Raw genomic sequence first — 17,743 nt, forward strand, 5'->3', positions numbered from 1 at the left:
TCACCTTTTTGAAGCGTCGGGCTGTTTTTGCAAATCGGTTATTGCAGAAAATGCGCGGGAAAAATGGCGGACAATCTCAGTAAAAAAGGACTGGGATTGTTGGATGGGATAAAAATGGTCGCCGTTAATCACGACAGGACCTGCAACGCTGGCCAGCCACTGCCGCCAGGCATCGACCTGCTGCCGGGAGGCTTCCCGATCGTGGCTGCCGCGCAGCAACAGCGCAGGGGTGCGAAGCGGCGGATAAACCCCGGGCGAGTCGTAGTGATAGCGCTCCGTCGCATAAAAATCAGCGCGGAGCAAAGGAAGAAACAGCGACATTAACTCCTTGTTTTCCCGCAATTCTGGAGAGCATCCGCCAATATCTATCAGCTCAGCGATAAAGTCGGCATCATCGCGGTGGCTGAGTTGGCGTTCGGAATGCAGATGAGGGGCATGGCACCCGGAAATAATTAGCCCTTGCGGCTCATGCCCCCGTTGTTCCAGAAGTCGGCAGGTTTCAAACGCCACCTGAGCCCCCATACTGTGCCCGGCGAGTAAAAGCGGAGTGTCAGGCGATACTGTCTCTTCCAGTTCGTTCGCCAGCAGCGCCGCCAGTTGCGTAATACTTCTGACCGCCGCCAGATGGCGAAGGCGATCGCGCCCCGGCCAGGTCACCAGGGAAAGCGCGATATTCTCCATTTGCTTCTCTCGCCAGTGGCGAAAGGCGCTACTGCCGCCGCCGGCAAAAGGGCACATAACCAGATGTGCAGTACCGGCGTTCCTGGCAGGCCACAGCGGGGTACACATTGCAGATTGAATCACAGCGCCTCCTTATCATCATCGTAGAAACTGGCTAACCGCTCGTGGCGCGGCGGCGTAAGGCGCCTGATCTCGGCATCGCCGGTCTTATGCAAAATCAATTGCCATAAACGTGACAGCGCGACCTGATGATCGCCGTGACAGGCCGCTGGCGGATGTTCGCCCGCCAGATGGATACGCAGTTGCTGTAGCAACCAACTGACGCCCTCCGGCCCGGCGGTTTCACAGCCATCACGCCAGGTCAGAGGCGCTGCGCTGCGCGTCATCGCCGGCGGATCGAGCAGAATCTCCGGCCTACGGTAGAGACTGTGGACATTCTCCTGGTGTTCTGCGACGAACAGGCTGGATGACCAGATGACGGGACCGTAGCTCGCCTCCAGCGAAAGATGGCCTTCCGGCCAGCCCAGCAGCAGGCGGTGCATGATAAGGCTATGCATATCCGGATCGTCAGGGTCGAGATAGCGCTGAAGCAGCAGGCAGGCTTCCCCCTCCGGCCAGAAGAGTCTCAGGCAGTGAAAATCGGTAAAGCCGCCGACCAGGTCGCACTCCACGGTGGAAGCATCAATCCCCAGAGCCAGCAGCAACATATCCAGAGAGGAGTAGAGCAACTGTCGACTGGTAGTGGAGTGGACAACCGGCGGCGCTTTAGCCAAACAGCGACGCAGTTGCTGCGCATCGCTGAGCCATGTGCGTCCTGCGCGCGTATGCGCATAAAAAGTGTTTACCCAATAGCAGCAGCCCTGTTCCTGCGCCAGCGTTTGCAATGAAATGATGTCATCCGGATGGAGGGGATGTTCCTGAATGACGTGTACGCCGCGCGTCAGAAAGTGTCTGGCAAGCTGCGTACCCGTCCCGCCGGCGACGGTCGAACGAACGACAATACAGGCGATATCCGGCATCTCCGTTATCTGTTCCGGAGAGGTATACAGTGGAATGCCAAACGCATGGGCCAGCTCTCTTGCGCGCGAACTTCCCCGAGCCAGCAGGCCAACCAGTTCCAGCCCCTCCAGGGGCTGCATAAAGGCATTCAGGTACATTTCGCCAAATTTGGCGCCCACAATCAGTACGCGTTGTTTTGGGGAGGCGGACTGCATCATAACGTGTTCTCCGGTTGCTTTGAGGTTGCGCAAAGCCAGCGCTTAATGTGTTGCGCACAAGCCTGAACGTGAGGGGCCTCCATCATGATTTGCCAGTGGCTGGCTTCAATCGAATAGTCGTCGGCGTTGTTTATCCAGGTCTGCCACTCGGTTTCAACTGGCGTCCAGTGCGCGGGTCTCCCTGCGGCATACACAATGAGACCGGGGACGGGAACGGTTTCACCCGGCGTATGCTCAGTCAGCAAACGCAGCAGATGAGCGATGTTGTCGAGCCACGTTTCTGCCGCTTGCAGCGTCAGGTTTTGCGACACCATACCGGCCGCTTTGGCGAGTCCGATAAAGTCGGCAAGCTGGCTGGCGGGCGCCTGTTGGTCGAAATGTTCTGGCAGCGCCAGAGGCGTTTGTCCTTCGGCTAACAGACGCAGCAGGGCTGCCCGGTTTTCGCAACAGAAATCCTGTCGGCACACGGGATCGATTAACGCGATCCGAACCTGCTCGCCTTTGGCGTAAAGGCGCTGTGCGGCGCCCGCCGCAAGAAAAGCGCCATAAGACCATCCCGCCAGCACATAAGGGCCGTGAGGCTGCTGACGGCGGATGCACTCGGCATACTCATCGATCATCTGATCAAGCGTTGCAAAGCGCCGCGGCGATTTTGCCTGCAGGCCGAAAACGCGCGTATTCAGCGCGCTGGAGAGCGGCAGCCAGGCGCTGATATCGCCGTCCGAAGCGTGGAAGACGAACAGGGTTTCGTCGCCATCGCCCTGGCAAATGGGGACAGGGTTGTCCTCTCCCGACGAACAGGCCTGCAAATGGGCGCAGAAGTCGCTCAGCGTCGAATGGGTGAACAGATCCTGAAGGTTGGCCCTGGCAATCCCTCTTTGGTTCAACTGCGCGACCATCCTTGTCGCCATCAGACTGTCGCCACCCAACTCGAAAAAGTCGTGATGTCTTGCTACGGGGCGAGACAGTAGCGCTTGCCAGAGTTCTGCCACCTGTTTCTCCTGCGCCGGATTTCCCTCAGCGGCTGACGTAGGTTCGGCTGGCTCAATCCGCGCAGCAGACTGTGCCCGTAGCGGGGTAAAGAGCTCCTCTCTCTGACGGATCTGTAATCCGGGCAGGCCAGTACCAAAACGCTGCTGTAAATAGCGGCTCACGGCCGCTTTATCCGGACGATTTACGCCGGGCGAGCGCGCCACCAGCAGATGCTGGCGCAGCGGCGACGATTGCTGCGCAGGCCAGGCCAGTTCGTTTTCAAACCCGGCCTGAACAAGAACCTCCTGCCATGCGGAGCGGGTGAGCATCGGTTTCTCGTCCCGGCGGCGGAAATCGCGGTATCCGCTTAGTCCCTCAATAAAGCCCACGCTCGCCAGCTGGAATACGCTGTTTCGCTCCGTCGCTTCAACGATCAGCAAACGTCCGCCCGCCTTCAACAACAGTCTTAATCTGCGCAAGGCCTGGACGACATGGCTGGCGTCGTGCAGCACATTGGCGGCAACGATCAGATCGTAACCCTCTTCAGGGTGAGCCGTGAAATCCAGCGGCTGGTTGATGTCGAATAAGGCATAAGACACTCGTGATTCATCGCGGAAATACTCTCTGGCATCGTTGAGGAACTGCACGGAGACGTCCGTGAAGTGGTACGACTGTCGCGTGTTCCGCGTGGCCGTCAGCATTGGCGCGGTGGTGGCCGCGGTTCCGGCGCCAACCTCCAGAATTCGTTCTGCGCCGCACAAGGCGGCGATCTGCGCGGCATAGCGATTCAGGCAGGCGCTGGCGGGGTTGTCGCGATACAGCGCGTCGGTGACGCTATGCTGCTCGTTGAACAGTAATTCCAGCGGTGAACAATGCCCGGAGAAGAGGGCGTCGTGCCGGGCGATACAGGTTTCCAGATACTGCGCCAGCGCCTGGCTCCATTGGCTTTCCGGGCACGCTTGCTGCGGGGCGGGAATGTCGCTGAGCGGAATGCGGCAACGCCAGATTTCCCCCTCGCGGATTAACCACTCTTTTTGCGTCAGAGAGTGTAGCCACTGGCGCAGCAGGCGCTGGTAAGACGCTTGCGCGGCAAGCGCCTGCATCATTTCGGTAAAGCGATGGGCCATCTCCGGCGCGGTGAACAGGCCGTGGCGATTTAGCGTTGCGGCAATCCCCTGCAAGGCGCGCGCCTCCAGCCAGCGCCAGGTCGCATCCAGCTCATCAAGCTGCGCCTGCTCAGGTAAAGGCTGCGCCAGTTGGGCGAGGGCAGGCTCATCAGGAATCGCCGCTGATGGCGACGGATCGTCGGCCATTACAAAATCCAGCGTCAATGAATCTTCGGCGGTCATTTCCGCTCTGGCCTGTAGGATGCCGGGGAATTCGAGCGTCGCCTGCTCAATATCCCGCAGATCGTAGTCGGTACGGGCATTCAGCGGCCAGCGCTGGCGGGAAATGTGTTCAGCCACATTGTTCAGGCTTTCCGGGCGGGCAATGACGGTCTGCAATAAAGTGCAATAGTCATTAAACATGGCCTCAGCAACGCCAGGCTTCAGCACATTGTCCATGCAGTACCAGCTAAAAATCAGCTCGCCATCACTCTCCATGACCTGATGATCCAGCCAGACCTGCGGCGTTTGCGTAAACACATAGCAGGGTTCGCCGAGTAGATGGCTCATCGCCTGATCGATGGTCATACCTTCCAGCGTCATCCCCAGCATGCTGGTGAACACCACCGGCATAAGCGGTTGACGCTGCGACCCGCGCAGGCGGCCCAGCTCACGGATCACCTCAACGCCGTTCATTTCACTATGCGCCATGTTTTGCCAGAGGCGCTGTTGGGTCTGTTGCATCTGCTTTTGCAACGTCACCGGCGTTGAGAAGCTAAAATCGACCAGCGTGACGGAGGTGAAATCACCAATCAACTGGTTGATTTGCGGATGGATCGGCCGGCGATTGAAGAAGGTCAGGTTCAGCGTAAAAGCCGTGGTGCGGCTCCAGCGCTCGAGGGTGGCGGCAAATAGCGTGAGCAGCGCGGCGGACGGCGTGACGCCCTGTTGCTGCCAACGCTGTTTCAGTGCCTGCCACTCTTTATGGGCGATCGTCGATTTGAAGGTGGTGAAGTGCGGCGTTTCCGCAGGTGTCTTAACCACCGGCAGTTCCGGTGCTAAGGGTAAATGCGGCAGCTTTTCCTGCCAGTAATCCCAGGCATCGTGCCATTCCGATGTCTGCCGGCGCGCCTGTTCAGCCACGACATAATCACGGAAGGTAATATCGAGCGGCGCCAGCGTTTCCCCGCGCCATACCTGCGCCAGATCGTCCATCATGACTTTAAAACTCTGCACGTCGAATTGCAGCAGATCGAGGTTCATGTGCAGGCGATAATGGCGATCGTCGATTTCGCTGACCACCAGCTCAAAGAGAGGCCACCGATCAGCAGGTAAAACGCGATAGCTAAGCTCATGCCGCCGTTTTTCCAGCGCTATTAGCTGTTCTTCCGGGGGGAGTTGGCGCAGGTCATGACGCGGGATCCGATATTTCGGCGTTTCCGCCAGGATCCGCTGCTGCCCGTCGGCATCGACGACCATTCGCAACATATCGTGGCGTGCAATGAGCTGGTTCCATGCTTTCTCAAGTACGGCGAGAGCAAACTCGTCATGTCGTTTATCCCACTCAAACAGGACGTGACAGGCGACGCCGCCGTAACCAATGAGGTGGGTACGCCCCAGCCAGTAGGCGTGCTGAATGGGCGTCAGAGGGAAGGGGGCGTAACGCTCGCCGGCGTCGTGCTGCAACATTTCCGGCTGTGAAGCAGCTGGCGTCGCGGTTTGCTGAGAACAGATAAGCTGCGTTAGCCCGCCGGGCGACAGATCCTGCCACGCCCGTTCCGCATTGATGCGTACGCCCAGATAGTGCTGAATGTCGCTGCTGAGTTCAAGGAAGAGCAGCGAATCCATGCCTAACTGCAACAGATCCTGATGCGGGGACAGCGAAGCGGGATCATTCAGTCTTAACTGAATCGCAATACGATTTTTTAGCCATGTCATAACGGCAGTTTCATCGCTCAGGCTACCGCTAAACGTGTTGTCGTCAGCCCGAAGGATGACGGATGGCGCGGGTTTTTCTGCGGCCCCAGCGCTGAAAAGAGCCTGCTGTAACGGGGGCATTTTGTCGGTGAAGACGCGCATCGCCAGTCGCCAGGGGGCACCGCGCATCACGGCCTGTTCCAGGTGCCAGCAGCCTTCGGCATCGCTTAAAACGCCCATCCCGCGGCTGGCGAGCGTAGCCAGCATTTCCGGCGTGGCCGCGCGGCCGCTTTCTCCCCATGCGCCCCAGGCGATGGAGAGTATCTTCGGCGCATCAAGGGTGGAGAACTGCCGGGACAGTCCGTCCAGGTAGCCGCAGGCAAGGGCATGGGCGCTCTGGCCCGGCGCGCCGAGGGTGGCGGCTGCGGAAGAGTAGAGGATAAGATAGCGTCCGTCGTGGCGGCGCAGGGTTTGCAATAGCTGGTTTGCCGCCTGCGCTTTTACTGCGAAAACGGCGGATAATTGGTCTTTATCAAGCTCTTGCAGGGGCGCATCAGCCAATACTCCGGCGGCATGAATCGCGCCGGCAATGCCTCCGTTAGCCGCGAGTTTTTCAAGCACTGCGGCCAGTTGCCCGGCGTCGCCCACATCACAAGGACAGACACGGATCTGCCCGTCATCAACGTCGCGTAACCATGACTCATCCACGCGCGGCGCCAGCAGTGCAATTCGCCTTGCCCCTTTTTCTCTAAGCCAGCTAACGGCAAGGCGGCCTAATCCGCCAAACGCCCCGGTCACCAGGTGCCAACGGTCGTCGCCGACAAACACGTTTACAGGTAATTCGGCGACGCATCCCTCATTGGGAACCAGTGAAGGAAGCCAGATGTTGTTATCACGCACGGCGAGCCAGCGCTGAGATAGCGAAACGGCGCTTAATCCTTGATACAGCGTTTCCCACGAGTCGTTTTCGTCGAGATCGATTGCGGCAATCAATCGTTCTGGCTGCTCGTTGGCCGCCACGCGAAGCAAGGCCCATAAGGCGTGATGGGACGGAGAGATGCCTTTATTTTCCTGTATACACCATGCGCGGCGAGTCACAACAACCAATCCGGCCTCGCAGGTGGAGAGTGCCTCCGCCACTTTCTCCGCTAATGCCAGGACATCCTCGGTCTCCTCGACGATCATCAGTCCCAAAGAGGCTTTTTGAACGTTGATGATGCCGTATTGCGCCAGTTCATCGCCCCGCGCAAGCGTGTCGGAGCTGAAACAGAATGCGAGGGGGCGGTCGACATTGGAGACGTTTAATGTCGACCACTGCCATTGATAATGCGTCTGCGGCGCGGGAAGACGCGTGGCGGGCGATAACGGCCGCCACTCTCCATCAGGATGACGGGCTTCAACGCGCATCCGCCCGCGGAAAAAGGCTTCGTGCCGCCAGCTTAAGCGAACCTGTCCCAGCCATTCAGGAACAGCGACGAGGGGCAACTCCACCACGGGTAAGTCGTCGCCATGGCGTTGTGAGAGCAGACGCCAGGCTTCCTGCCAGCGGGCGTTAAACCGCTCAGGTTGACGTGCGCAATCGGACCAGTCGGCAAGATAATAACCGTCAGCCGTCAACGCCTGTCCCAACACAGGTTCGGACTGCGCGGTCAGCGCGACCTCGGAAACCGGTTTGCCGGGCAGCGTGGCGAGAATGATATGTTCGCTCATCCCGGCGGTCTGGCTGCCATCCTGCGGTAGCCAGTCTACTTTGCTGAATCCGGCGTGGCGACACTGCTGCTCCCACTGGCCGGTGGTGAGGAATAATTCGCCTTTGCGTGCGTCGATATCCTGTAGCGGGAGGACCAGAGGACCAAAAACAAAATCAAACAGACGCATTGGCTGAGTGATTTCGCGCATCAGCAGACGCCCGCCCGGCTTGAGCAGGGGACGCAGATTGTCGAGCGTTCGGCCAATATGGCGAGTGGCATGAATGACGTTAGCCGCAACGATAAGATCATAAGACTGCGCCCGGAAACCCTGGGACTGCGCCTCTTTTTCGAGATCCAGCTCGTTGTAATGCACAAAGTCATAGCGGGCAAATTTTTGCTGCGCGCGACGGGTAAACAGCGCGGAGATATCGGTGAAGTGGTACTCCAGCGCCGACTCTTCTTCCAGTTCCGGCAGCAGCCACGCGGTGGTGCCGCCGGTGCCGCCGCCGACTTCAAGAATACGCAAAGGCTGATGGGACTGACGCGTCTGTACTATACCGCGTAATACCCCGGCGGCGATTTGGTTGAAATAGCGGCCAAAGCTGAATTCCTGATACAGTACCTCTACGCCGTCAGAAGCTCCTTGTGGGAAGATGATCGCCACCGGCTCTTCCGCGCCGCTCATCATTTCATACAACCTATCGCCCGCACGGGCGATGGTGTCGGGGATAGCCTGAAAACCTTCACAATAACCGGCGAGTTCCGTCAGTAGTGATTCCCGCTGTTCATGTTCAATGGGACGGGCGCGGTAGTAACGCCCGTCTGTGCACCGGTAATCGCCATCGACCACGCAGTTATTTAACAGACGCCGGAGTAATTGCTGGTAGCGGGGCAACAGACGTCCACGGCGCATGATGGTCGTGGCGTCCACGCCATTCTCAATGGTATCGCCCGTACAGCGTCGTACCAGTTGATCCACATAGATGGCGTGCAATCTTGTGGCGCACTGTTTAAGCGCCTCTAAGCGGGGGAGATCGAGCGCTGTCGCCGCAGTACTCGCCACTTGCAGCCCGGCAGACAGCGCCGCATCGGCAGGCTCGCTGGCGTGAGATGCGCTTTCTTTCCAGTAACGCTCAGTATCAAACGGATAGCATGGCGCAGAGATACGTTGCCCATCGCCCGCCAGTAAGTCGGCCCACGGCAAGGCGACCCCGGCTGCGTAAAGCCGGAGCAGCGCCTGATTCAGGACATCGCTCGCCTCTTTGTGGCGGCGGGCGCTGGCGATCCAGAATACGTTATCGCGGTACTCGCGCTGCCCGGAAGCAACCAACTGGGCATCGGGCCCCATCTCAAGAAAAACGCTGGCGCCAAGCTTGTGCGCGACCTGAATACTCTGGATAAAACGTACCGGCTGGCGCATGTGTCGGCGCCAGTAGTCCGCCTGGTTGAGTGCTGACTCATCAATGGCCGCGGCGGTGAGCGTGGAAATAAGCTGTATTTGCCCCGGCGCCGCATGCAGCCCCGCGCAGGCTGCCTGGAATCGATCGAGTATCGGTTCAAGCAAGGCTGAGTGCGCCGCGCCGGTCACGCTCAGGCGGCGATAGCTGATGTCCTGCTGCGAGAGCGCGGCGCAGAATGCGGCGAGACGCGCTTCCGGCCCGGAGAATACCGTATGTTGCGTGCCATTGTTGGCGGCGAGATCCAGCTCAAACCGGCGGGCCAGCGGCATCAGCGCGTCTTCTTCAGCAAACACCGCTACCATGGCGCCGCTGGCGCACTGCTGCATCAGCGCGCCGCGCTGACAAACTAATGGCATGACCTGTTCGATCGTATAGTGCCCGCAGACGACGGCAGCGGCGAATTCACCGACGGAATGGCCAATGGCGAAATCAGGCTTCAGTCCTTCAGCGCTCCATTGCGCTGCCATCGCTATTTCAAAAGCGACAATCGCCGGCTGCGCCCAGGCCATATTGTCCAGCAGCGCGGAGTCGGGGTTAAACATCGCCTCCTGCAATGCAGGGGCGAGTATTTCTTTGCAGGCGGAAAAACAGCGATCCAGCGTGTCGGCAAACGCCGCTGAGTGCTGGTACATCGCCTGACCCATGGTGCGCCAGTGCGAGCCCTGACCGGTAAACAGCCACACCTGCTTGCCGCAGGCGCCGTGGCCGCTATAGACCGGCGGGCCCGATTTCTCTGTGGCCCAGGCACTGAGCGCCGCGGCGGTTTCAGTGTTTAGCGGCGCCGCCAGGCGGAAGGGAAGATCGAGACGGCGCGCGTACAGTGCCGTGAAGGCCAGATTGTTGGCATCCACATTCTGCCTCAGCGCCCCGGCATAATCCGCCGCAAGCCGTCGTAGCGCGCTGTCGCTGGCGGCGCTGAGTAGCAGAGCGCGACTTTTGTCTCCGCCATCCGTTTGCGGGAGGCGCGCTTTAAGCGCGTAGGGAATCGAGGCGACAATCATATGGCAGTTGGTACCGCCAATACCAAACGAGGACACGCCTGCGTAACGCATTTCGTCAGGCCACTCCTGCGCGGCGAGCGGTATGGTAAAGGGACTCTCTTCGAGCTTAAGCGCCGGGTTGGGCGTGTGAAAATGCAGCATCGGCGGAATTTGCCCGCGGCTCACCGCCAGAACGGTTTTCAGCAGTCCGGCAATACCTGCCGCGGTATCCAGATGGCCCATATTGCTTTTTACAGAGCCGAGCGCACAGCGTTGATCCTGAGGGCGAGGCGCATAGACGTTGCGCAGCGCTTCCATTTCAATCGCGTCTCCCAGCGGCGTGCCGGTGCCGTGCGTTTCAATGTAGCCGACCTGCTTGTCGTCAATTGCCGCCAGCATCAACGCCTCTTCGATAACCGCTTGCTGCCCTGCGGCGGAAGGGGCGGTATAACCGACCTTTCTGTTTCCGTCGTTGTTGACCGCGCTGGAGAGGATCACCGAGATAATCGGATCACCTGACAGCAATGCGTCTCTCAGACGACGCAGAACCACGCAGCCCAGGCCGTTACCGGCCCAGGTCCCCTCGGCTGAGGCGTCAAAAGGACGGCAACGGCCATCGGGAGAAAAAATCATCCCAGGCTGGTAGCGATAGCCCGCCTGCTGAGGGAAAGAGAGCGCCACACCGCCGGCAACCGCCATATCTGATTCGCCGGCGCGCAGACTTTCGCAGGCCAAATGCACGGCAACCAGCGAGCTGGAACAGGCGGTCTGCACGGATAACGCCGGGCCGTGCAGATTGAGTTTGTACGCGGCGCGGGTGGCGATATAGTCCTTATCATTGCCCATAAGGGATTGCAGCCCCTTTACCTGTGCGACTTCCGTGACATTCAATGCTTCGCGACCGGGGTAGGTGCTCATCCGGGAAGAGGCAAAAACGCCGGTCTTATGCGGTACGGTGCCGGGGGCATAGCCGGCATGCTCCAGCGCCTGCCAGACCGCCTGCAAAAACAGGCGCTGCTGCGGGTCTATCGATTCCGCTTCCTGTCGCGAATAGCCAAACAGAGCGGCGTCGAAGCACTCGGCGTTTTCTAAAACCGTTCCGATGTTCACGTAATGAGGATCGTCAATGATGGCGGCATCCAGGCCGGCGACCAGAAGCGCTTCGCGCGTAAAGCGTCTGCTGCATTCACGTCCCGCCAGCAGATTTTGCCAGAACGTTTCGCCATCCGGCGATTCAGGAAAATGGCAGGCATAGCCGATAACCGCGACAGGTTCGCAGTCCGGATAGTGTTGAGCGATCGATGCATCAATGGCATCTGCTGTCGGCGCAGAAGAGAAGCGCAAGTTATCCATAATCGGTCCCGTTTCCTAAGATTCACAAAGTCAATGGAACGCCATGTACCAGCTATCGCGTTCCGGTTTTGTTCGCGCTATATCCGCCTCTGGCGGCGGCGAGCAGGGCGAGAGCGTTTTGTTTTCTCCACCGTGGCGGCGCCAGCCAGATAATCGGCCAGGGCGGCAGGAGAAGGGTGGGTGAAGAGATCAAGCAACGTCAGTGCAGGGTATTTGTGACGTTGTAACAAAATATGTAATTGAACCAGGTTTAGCGATGTTGCGCCCGCTTCAAAAAAGTTTTCTTCTGGCGTAATAGACCCGCCTGCCACGTCGTGGAAGGCGGCGCAAATCAGGCTGACAGCGTGCTCGTCCGCCGCAATTTGCGGATGAGCGTGCTCAGGGCGCACCCGCTGCGAGCGCTCTGAGCGTTGCCCCGCTAGCTTAACGGGCGGAACCAGCGCGGCGAGCGGGAGTCGCCAACAGGTTTCATCCTCGCTAAGTCGGTTTAGCAATGCGCAATACTGTTCAAATTGACGCTCCGCCTGCCCGGCGGGAAACAGCGCGGCGACAAAATCCCAGTTAAAGCGCAGTTCACCTTCGGATTCATAAACCTGGTGATCGAGCCAAACCTGGGGCGTCTGGGAGATGCCCCAGACCGGTTTGAGCAGATTGCGCTGGGCGAGGAAGTTATCCTGCTCAAAGCCCAGCGCGCTGGTAAAGACGACGGGCATCGGAACGGCGGGCACGTTTTGCCGTTGCGCCAGTTGACGCATGACGCGGATCGCCGACACATCGCGGTGGTTGAGGTTTTGGCTCAGTCGCTGCTGTAGTAACTGCGCGCTGTGCAGCCAGCTCTCGCCGGGACGCCAGCTCAGTAGCATCAGCGAGGTGAAATCGCCCAGGATTTGGTTGATTTGCGGGTGCAATGGCCGGCGATCAAAAAGCGTAAGGTGAAGCGTGAAGTCAGGCTGTATGCTCCACGCCGAGAGTACGCTTGCCCACGCGGACAACAAGACTGCCGAAGGGGTGAGATGCGCGTCAGCCGCCAGTTTTTTCAGACGACGCCAGCGCGTTTTATCCATTGCGCCGTTCAGGCGAGCGAAGCGCGGCGCCTTAATATCCTGTGGTAAGCAGCGCAACGGCAAAGCGGGAGCCGGAGGAATATCATCAAGCTGCGCCTGCCACCAGGTCAGAGAGTCCTGATTGGGTACCTGCAGCGAGGGATGCTGCAGATAGTCCCTGAAGGTGACGGGGAGCGGCGGAGGCAGTCGTTGCGGATAGCGATAGCCGTGTTCCAGCTCCGCCAACAGGATCTGCATGCTGAGTCCGTCAAGCAACAGGTTATCCAGACACAGCCACAGGCGGGCGGGCATGCCGTCCAGGTATCCTGCCTGCAGATCGAATACCGGCCAGACTTCGGGGTCGAGCACCTGGTGCGCCAGCTTTTCGCGCACCAGCAATGCCTCTTCAGGCGTATCGAGGGCGTGTATCGGTATCACATAGGCGGGAATCTGTTCGAGTACCTGTTGCCGTCCATCACGAACTACCGCCCGCAACATGTCGTGTCGGGCGATTAATCGGTTCCAAACCCTCTCCAGCCGCGCGATGTCCAGATCGACGATTTCAAATTCAACAAAAAAGTGTGAACCTACGCCGCCCAGGGCAAAGCCCGGCTGGCGCCCCACCAGATAGGCCTGTTGAACGTCGGTAAGCGCGAAAGGCTGGTAGCGTTCTTCAGGGTAATGAACGAATTGTTCTTCAACCGGGACGTCGGTTTTACGCAGCGTGGCGGCAAAATCCGCCAGTCGGGGATGGTTGAACAGGTCGCTTAATTGCGTTTCATAACCTGCCTGGTGGAGTTGCCCGGTCACACGGGTTGCCAGCAGGCTGTCGCCGCCTTGCCGGAAGAAGTCTGTCTCCCTGGTGACGTCGCCAATAGATAAGAGTTGCTGCCAAATGACGGCAACCTGTTTTTCAGTGTCGCCCTGGGGTAAATCCGCCTCGGCCCGGTTTTCAGCTTCAGGAGCGTGGCGACGCTTCAGCGCCTGATAGTCAATTTTCCCGTTAGCCGTCAGCGGTAAGGCGTCGACGAAGAAGAGTCGGTGCGGCACCATCCACCCCGGCAGGCGTTCGGCGAGGGCGGCCTGAAGTTTACGGGGCTCACGACGTAGTTGAATATCAGGAACCTGCAGAAGGAAACGCTGTAATCCCGCCACCTCATCGCCGTGCTGGCAATTCAGGGAGGCGTCGGAGAATAATGCTATCCAGTCAGCGCTATCCTGTAGCAATGCCTCCGGCTGCCCATGGGTCAATAACAGCGTGCTGAGCAAGGCGGATGGCGTTAACCGGCTGAATTCCATGACGTACATCAGCGCGCCGGGTACGGCAAGCTGCTGTAATGACGTTAGCATTTCTGCATTATCGGGCAGCAGACGATGCAGGGCGTTATTAACCCAAATAACGTCAGCAGAGTGAGACAGCGCCGCCAGCGTATCTGCGTTCCAGGGTAACAGGCGGGCGCCGGGCCAGGGGGCAAGCCTCTGCCGGGCGCTTAGTATCATCTCTTGGGCATGCTCAAGCCCGACATACTCAATCTGTTCGGCGTTGAGCAGTGTCAACAGGTACTCTGCGGCGCACCCCGTGCGGGCGCTTACCTCAAGCAGACGTACCGGGCGCCGTAAGCGCAGTGAAAGCCGTTGGCAAATTCTCGCCAGCTCCTCGATAAACAACGTGCTGGCTGGATGATTGAACGCCAGATTTTCCGGCGACCACTGCGCATCCCTCAGTAACGACAGCTCGTCGCGTGTGCCGTTAAGAATTTGCGATAAGGTTAATTCATGCCCTACTAAACGTGGGTTTTCACCACCGCATACTTCGCGGTCACAGACCAGATAACCTGATGCCGTAGGGGTCAGTCGTTGCTGCGCAACGAGAAATGCCAACCAGCGCTCCACCACGGCCTGCCAGCGCGGCTGGATAGCGAGTGAGTTCATCAGGGGAAGCGGATCGGCATAAAGGGATTGATTAGCCGCCAGTTTCAACAGGCGATGCTGAAGGAAATCGGCTATCTGCTCTGCGGATATCTCCGGTGAGATGACACGGCAGGGCAACGTTCCTGCAAGAGCGCTCCACTCCTCCGGTAGGGTCGGATCCCGGTGATGGGTAACGCAAAAAGCGTCGCCCTGAGGAACAACGTATGCCGCCAGCGTCTTTTCCTTTTCGCCGATCGTCAAAACGGTTGACTGCTTCACCCCGGCAAGCTGACTGAGCGCGTTTTCGATTTCGCCCAGTTCAATTCGATATCCTCCGACCTTGACCTGCTTATCGCGACGGCCCAGGAACTCTAATGTGCCGTCTGGCCAGTAGCATCCGAGATCTCCGGTGCGGTACCAGCACTCGTCCGACTGCGTCAAAAATTGCTGCTCGCTGCGTAGCGGATCGTTGAAATAGCCTTTCGCGACCCCGGAGCCGCCGATCCATAATTCACCCGGCACCCAGTCAGGGCAGTCCCGGCCCAGTTCATCCACCACCCGGTAACGTTGGTTGGTCAGCGGAAAACCGTAAGGGATGGAGCGCCAGTGGCCAGGTACATCTTTAATCTCGCAGGCGTTAGACCAGATAGAAGCCTCGGTGGCGCCGCCCATGGCGATAAATTGCCCTTGCGGCCGGAAGGCCCGATAGCGGATGGGGAGATCAAGACCTATCCAGTCGCCGGAAAGCATGACCGCTCGCAGGTTTTCCGGCGCGGAGTTGGCGAATCCTTCACACCAGGTCAGCAGCATATCGAACAGTGCCGGGACGCTGTTCCAGAGGGTGACCTGGTGGCGTTGGATCAATTCACACCATGCGTGAGGATCGCGCCGTTGATTTTCCATGACGATAACCAGCGCGCCGCCGGCGCTCAGTACGCCAAAAATATCATAGACCGATAAATCAAAATGCAGGGCGGAGAGGGCCAGTACCCTGTCATGCGGGCCAACCTGATAGCGCGTATTGATATCGCAGCAGGTGTTCAGCGCTCCCCGGTGAGAAATGACCACCCCTTTCGGCGTGCCGGTAGAACCGGAGGTGTAGATAATATAGGCCGGTTGCGCGGGGGAGCGTAAAACCGGATTGGCGATCGGTTCCGCCTCAATGGCCTGCTGCCAGATAAGGACGGGGACATCGTCTGACCAGACGTTGGCGTCGTGCTGGCAAATGAGCACCAGCCGGACGCTGGCGTCAGCGTAGATTTTCTCACGCCGCGCGGCGGGCTGGTCCAGCGAAACCGGAACGTAAACCGCGCCGGCCAGCAGGACGGCCAGAACGGCAACGATTTGCCCCGCGCCTTTCGACATCGTGATAACCACATTGTCGCCCGGACGGACCCCGCGTTCGATAAGCCTGCCCGCGCAACGGCGGGCATATTCGGTCAGCTCGCGATAATTCCACTGATAATGAGGGTCCGTCACCGCCAGCGCTTGCGGTTGCTGGAGGGCGATGCGGAAAATGCCTTCATGTAGCAGGCCTTCGGGAATGGGGGCGTCGGTGGCGTTGACCCGTTTGCGTATGGCCCGCTGGCTGGCGGGCATCATATCTGCGAAAGGTTTTCGCCAGACGGTTTCGTCATCACAGAGTTGGTTAATCAACTGGCAGTATGCGCCAAACAACGTCTCGACTAAGGCCGGAGGGAACAACGCGTCGTTGCTGTCCCATTGCAGGTAGACCTCGCCTTGATGCTCGAATGCCAGATGATCTATCCAGACCTGCGGGGTTTGCGAGATACCCCATTCCGGCTCGCCCAACGGTGAGTCTGCGCGGCTGCTGTAGAGAGAACGGCCTAAATTGCTGGTAAACACCACCGGGGCGCCATGGGGGTAACGCTGCTGGCGTTTGAGTTCACGGAGTAACTCGACGCCGGACCAATGGCGATGCTCCCAATCCTCGGTAAATGTTAGCTGGTTTTTGCGCGCCAGGTTGCCGACGGTATCGCCGTCGCAGGCGGTATCCAGCAGAAGAATATTGGTGAAATCGGCAAGCATCGCGCCGACGGCAGGGTGCAGCGGCTGGCGGTCGAATAACGTGACGTTAAGCAGCAACCGCGCCAGGCCGCCCCAGCGAGCCAGAACGGCAGAAAAACAGGTGCCCAGCGCCATTGTCGGCGTTACGCCATACTCACCGGCCAGTTTGCTAAAGGACATCCAACGTTTCGCCGGGACAATCATACGGCGCCGGGTATTACGGACTTCACGCAGCGTGGCTGGCTCACAGACCAGGGGCAAGACTGGCGCTGGCGGCAGCGCATCCGCTTTCGCCAGCCAGTAAGAGCGCGCTTCGTCTCTCAGTGGTTGATTGATGTTTTGCCTGTGCAGCAAATAGGAGCGGAAATCATAACCGGTATCGATAGCCGCCAGCGATTCTCCAGCCAGCAGCGCGTTAAGTTCATCGAAGAAGAGTGTAAAACTCGAGGCATCCATGATCAGCAGGTCAATGTTGACATGGAGGCAATGGCGATTGCCCGGCAAGAGCGTCAACTGAAAATCAAACGTTTCGCCAGCCTCCACACGTAAAAGACGGTGGCTCAGGCGCTGGCGCAGTGCCTGCAGGTAGGCCTGGCCTCTCTCTGCATCGTTCTGGCGCAAATCATGAACGGTGACGCCATTCCAGTAAGGTTGTTGCAGATAGATTTGCTGGCCGTCGGTGCGAAAGGCGATATGCAACATCGGGTGACGTTGCAGCAATATATTGATGGCCTGCTCCAATCGCGGCGCCGTCAGGCCGCTGCCTTCGAACTCTTGATACAGGTGGCAACCCACACCGCCAAGCACCTGTCCCGGTATACGGCCTGTCAGATAGGAGTGTTGCACCGGAGTCAGGGGGAAAGGGACGCTATCGGTCATGTTCGGCCAGGCCGATTCGTCCGGCGGCGTTTCGTCATCCGGTTTTCCGGCTGAACGGCTGAGCATTAATTGGCGCCATTCTGCCAGAGTGGGGGCGGCATACAGTTCGCGAAGGGAAAGGCGATATCCATTCTTACGAAACCAGTGCAACCATCTCATTAATCTTATTGAATCCAGTCCTAACTGGATCAGATTGCTCTCTTCATGTAACTGTTTCGGCGTTAAATTCAGTTCCTGCGTTAGCCGCTGGCGTAATTGTTGATAATCAACTGCGTGTCGGTTGTCCGGTAACAGCGAATCCTGAGATGGGGCGCCAGAAATCATTCTCCCTCCTGATGGCACGTCTTACAGAAAAGCATTTCTCATATGAGAATAATTATTATTAACAATTGAATGCTACCCGAAACGGATTTATTTATGCCCGTTTCGGGTTAGTGAAAGTCGGAAAGAACAGAGGCCCGGATGACGGTATCCAGGCCTCTGTAAGGGAAGGTTTTACGGGGAG

The 17,743-nt window shown here is 58.7% G+C and carries 4 protein-coding genes; all 4 read right to left on the minus strand.

The annotated features are described in order from the left end of the window. Window positions 1-804 (minus strand): yersiniabactin biosynthesis thioesterase YbtT, encoded by an 804-nt coding sequence (ybtT, locus tag EH206_RS10405; protein ID WP_009112725.1) that lies wholly within the window; start codon window positions 802-804, stop codon window positions 1-3. Then, window positions 801-1,898 (minus strand): yersiniabactin biosynthesis oxidoreductase YbtU, encoded by a 1,098-nt coding sequence (gene ybtU / locus EH206_RS10410; protein WP_009112726.1) that lies wholly within the window; start codon window positions 1,896-1,898, stop codon window positions 801-803. Before ybtU ends, ybtT begins: the two co-directional genes overlap by 4 nt. Further along, a complete protein-coding gene (gene irp1, locus EH206_RS10415; RefSeq protein ID WP_009112727.1) occupies window positions 1,895-11,377 on the minus strand; it encodes a yersiniabactin polyketide synthase HMWP1 in 9,483 nt (3,160 codons plus the stop codon). The genes ybtU and irp1 overlap by 4 nt, the downstream gene beginning before the upstream one ends. A 77-nt stretch (window positions 11,378-11,454) precedes the next feature. Further along, window positions 11,455-17,562: a non-ribosomal peptide synthetase gene (locus tag EH206_RS10420; protein WP_009112728.1), complete on the minus strand. Its 6,108-nt coding sequence runs from the start codon at window positions 17,560-17,562 to the stop codon at window positions 11,455-11,457. Window positions 17,563-17,743 lie beyond the last annotated feature (181 nt).

It is taken from the genome of Brenneria nigrifluens DSM 30175 = ATCC 13028, assembly GCF_005484965.1.
Lineage (GTDB): Bacteria > Pseudomonadota > Gammaproteobacteria > Enterobacterales > Enterobacteriaceae > Brenneria > Brenneria nigrifluens.

Coding starts and splice junctions, on each gene's coding strand:
- ybtU (WP_009112726.1), bottom strand. CDS start 1,898: ATGATGCAGTCCGCCTCCCCAAAACAACGCGTACTGATTGTGGGCGCC.
- EH206_RS10420 (WP_009112728.1), bottom strand. CDS start 17,562: ATGATTTCTGGCGCCCCATCTCAGGATTCGCTGTTACCGGACAACCGA.
- irp1 (WP_009112727.1), bottom strand. CDS start 11,377: ATGGATAACTTGCGCTTCTCTTCTGCGCCGACAGCAGATGCCATTGAT.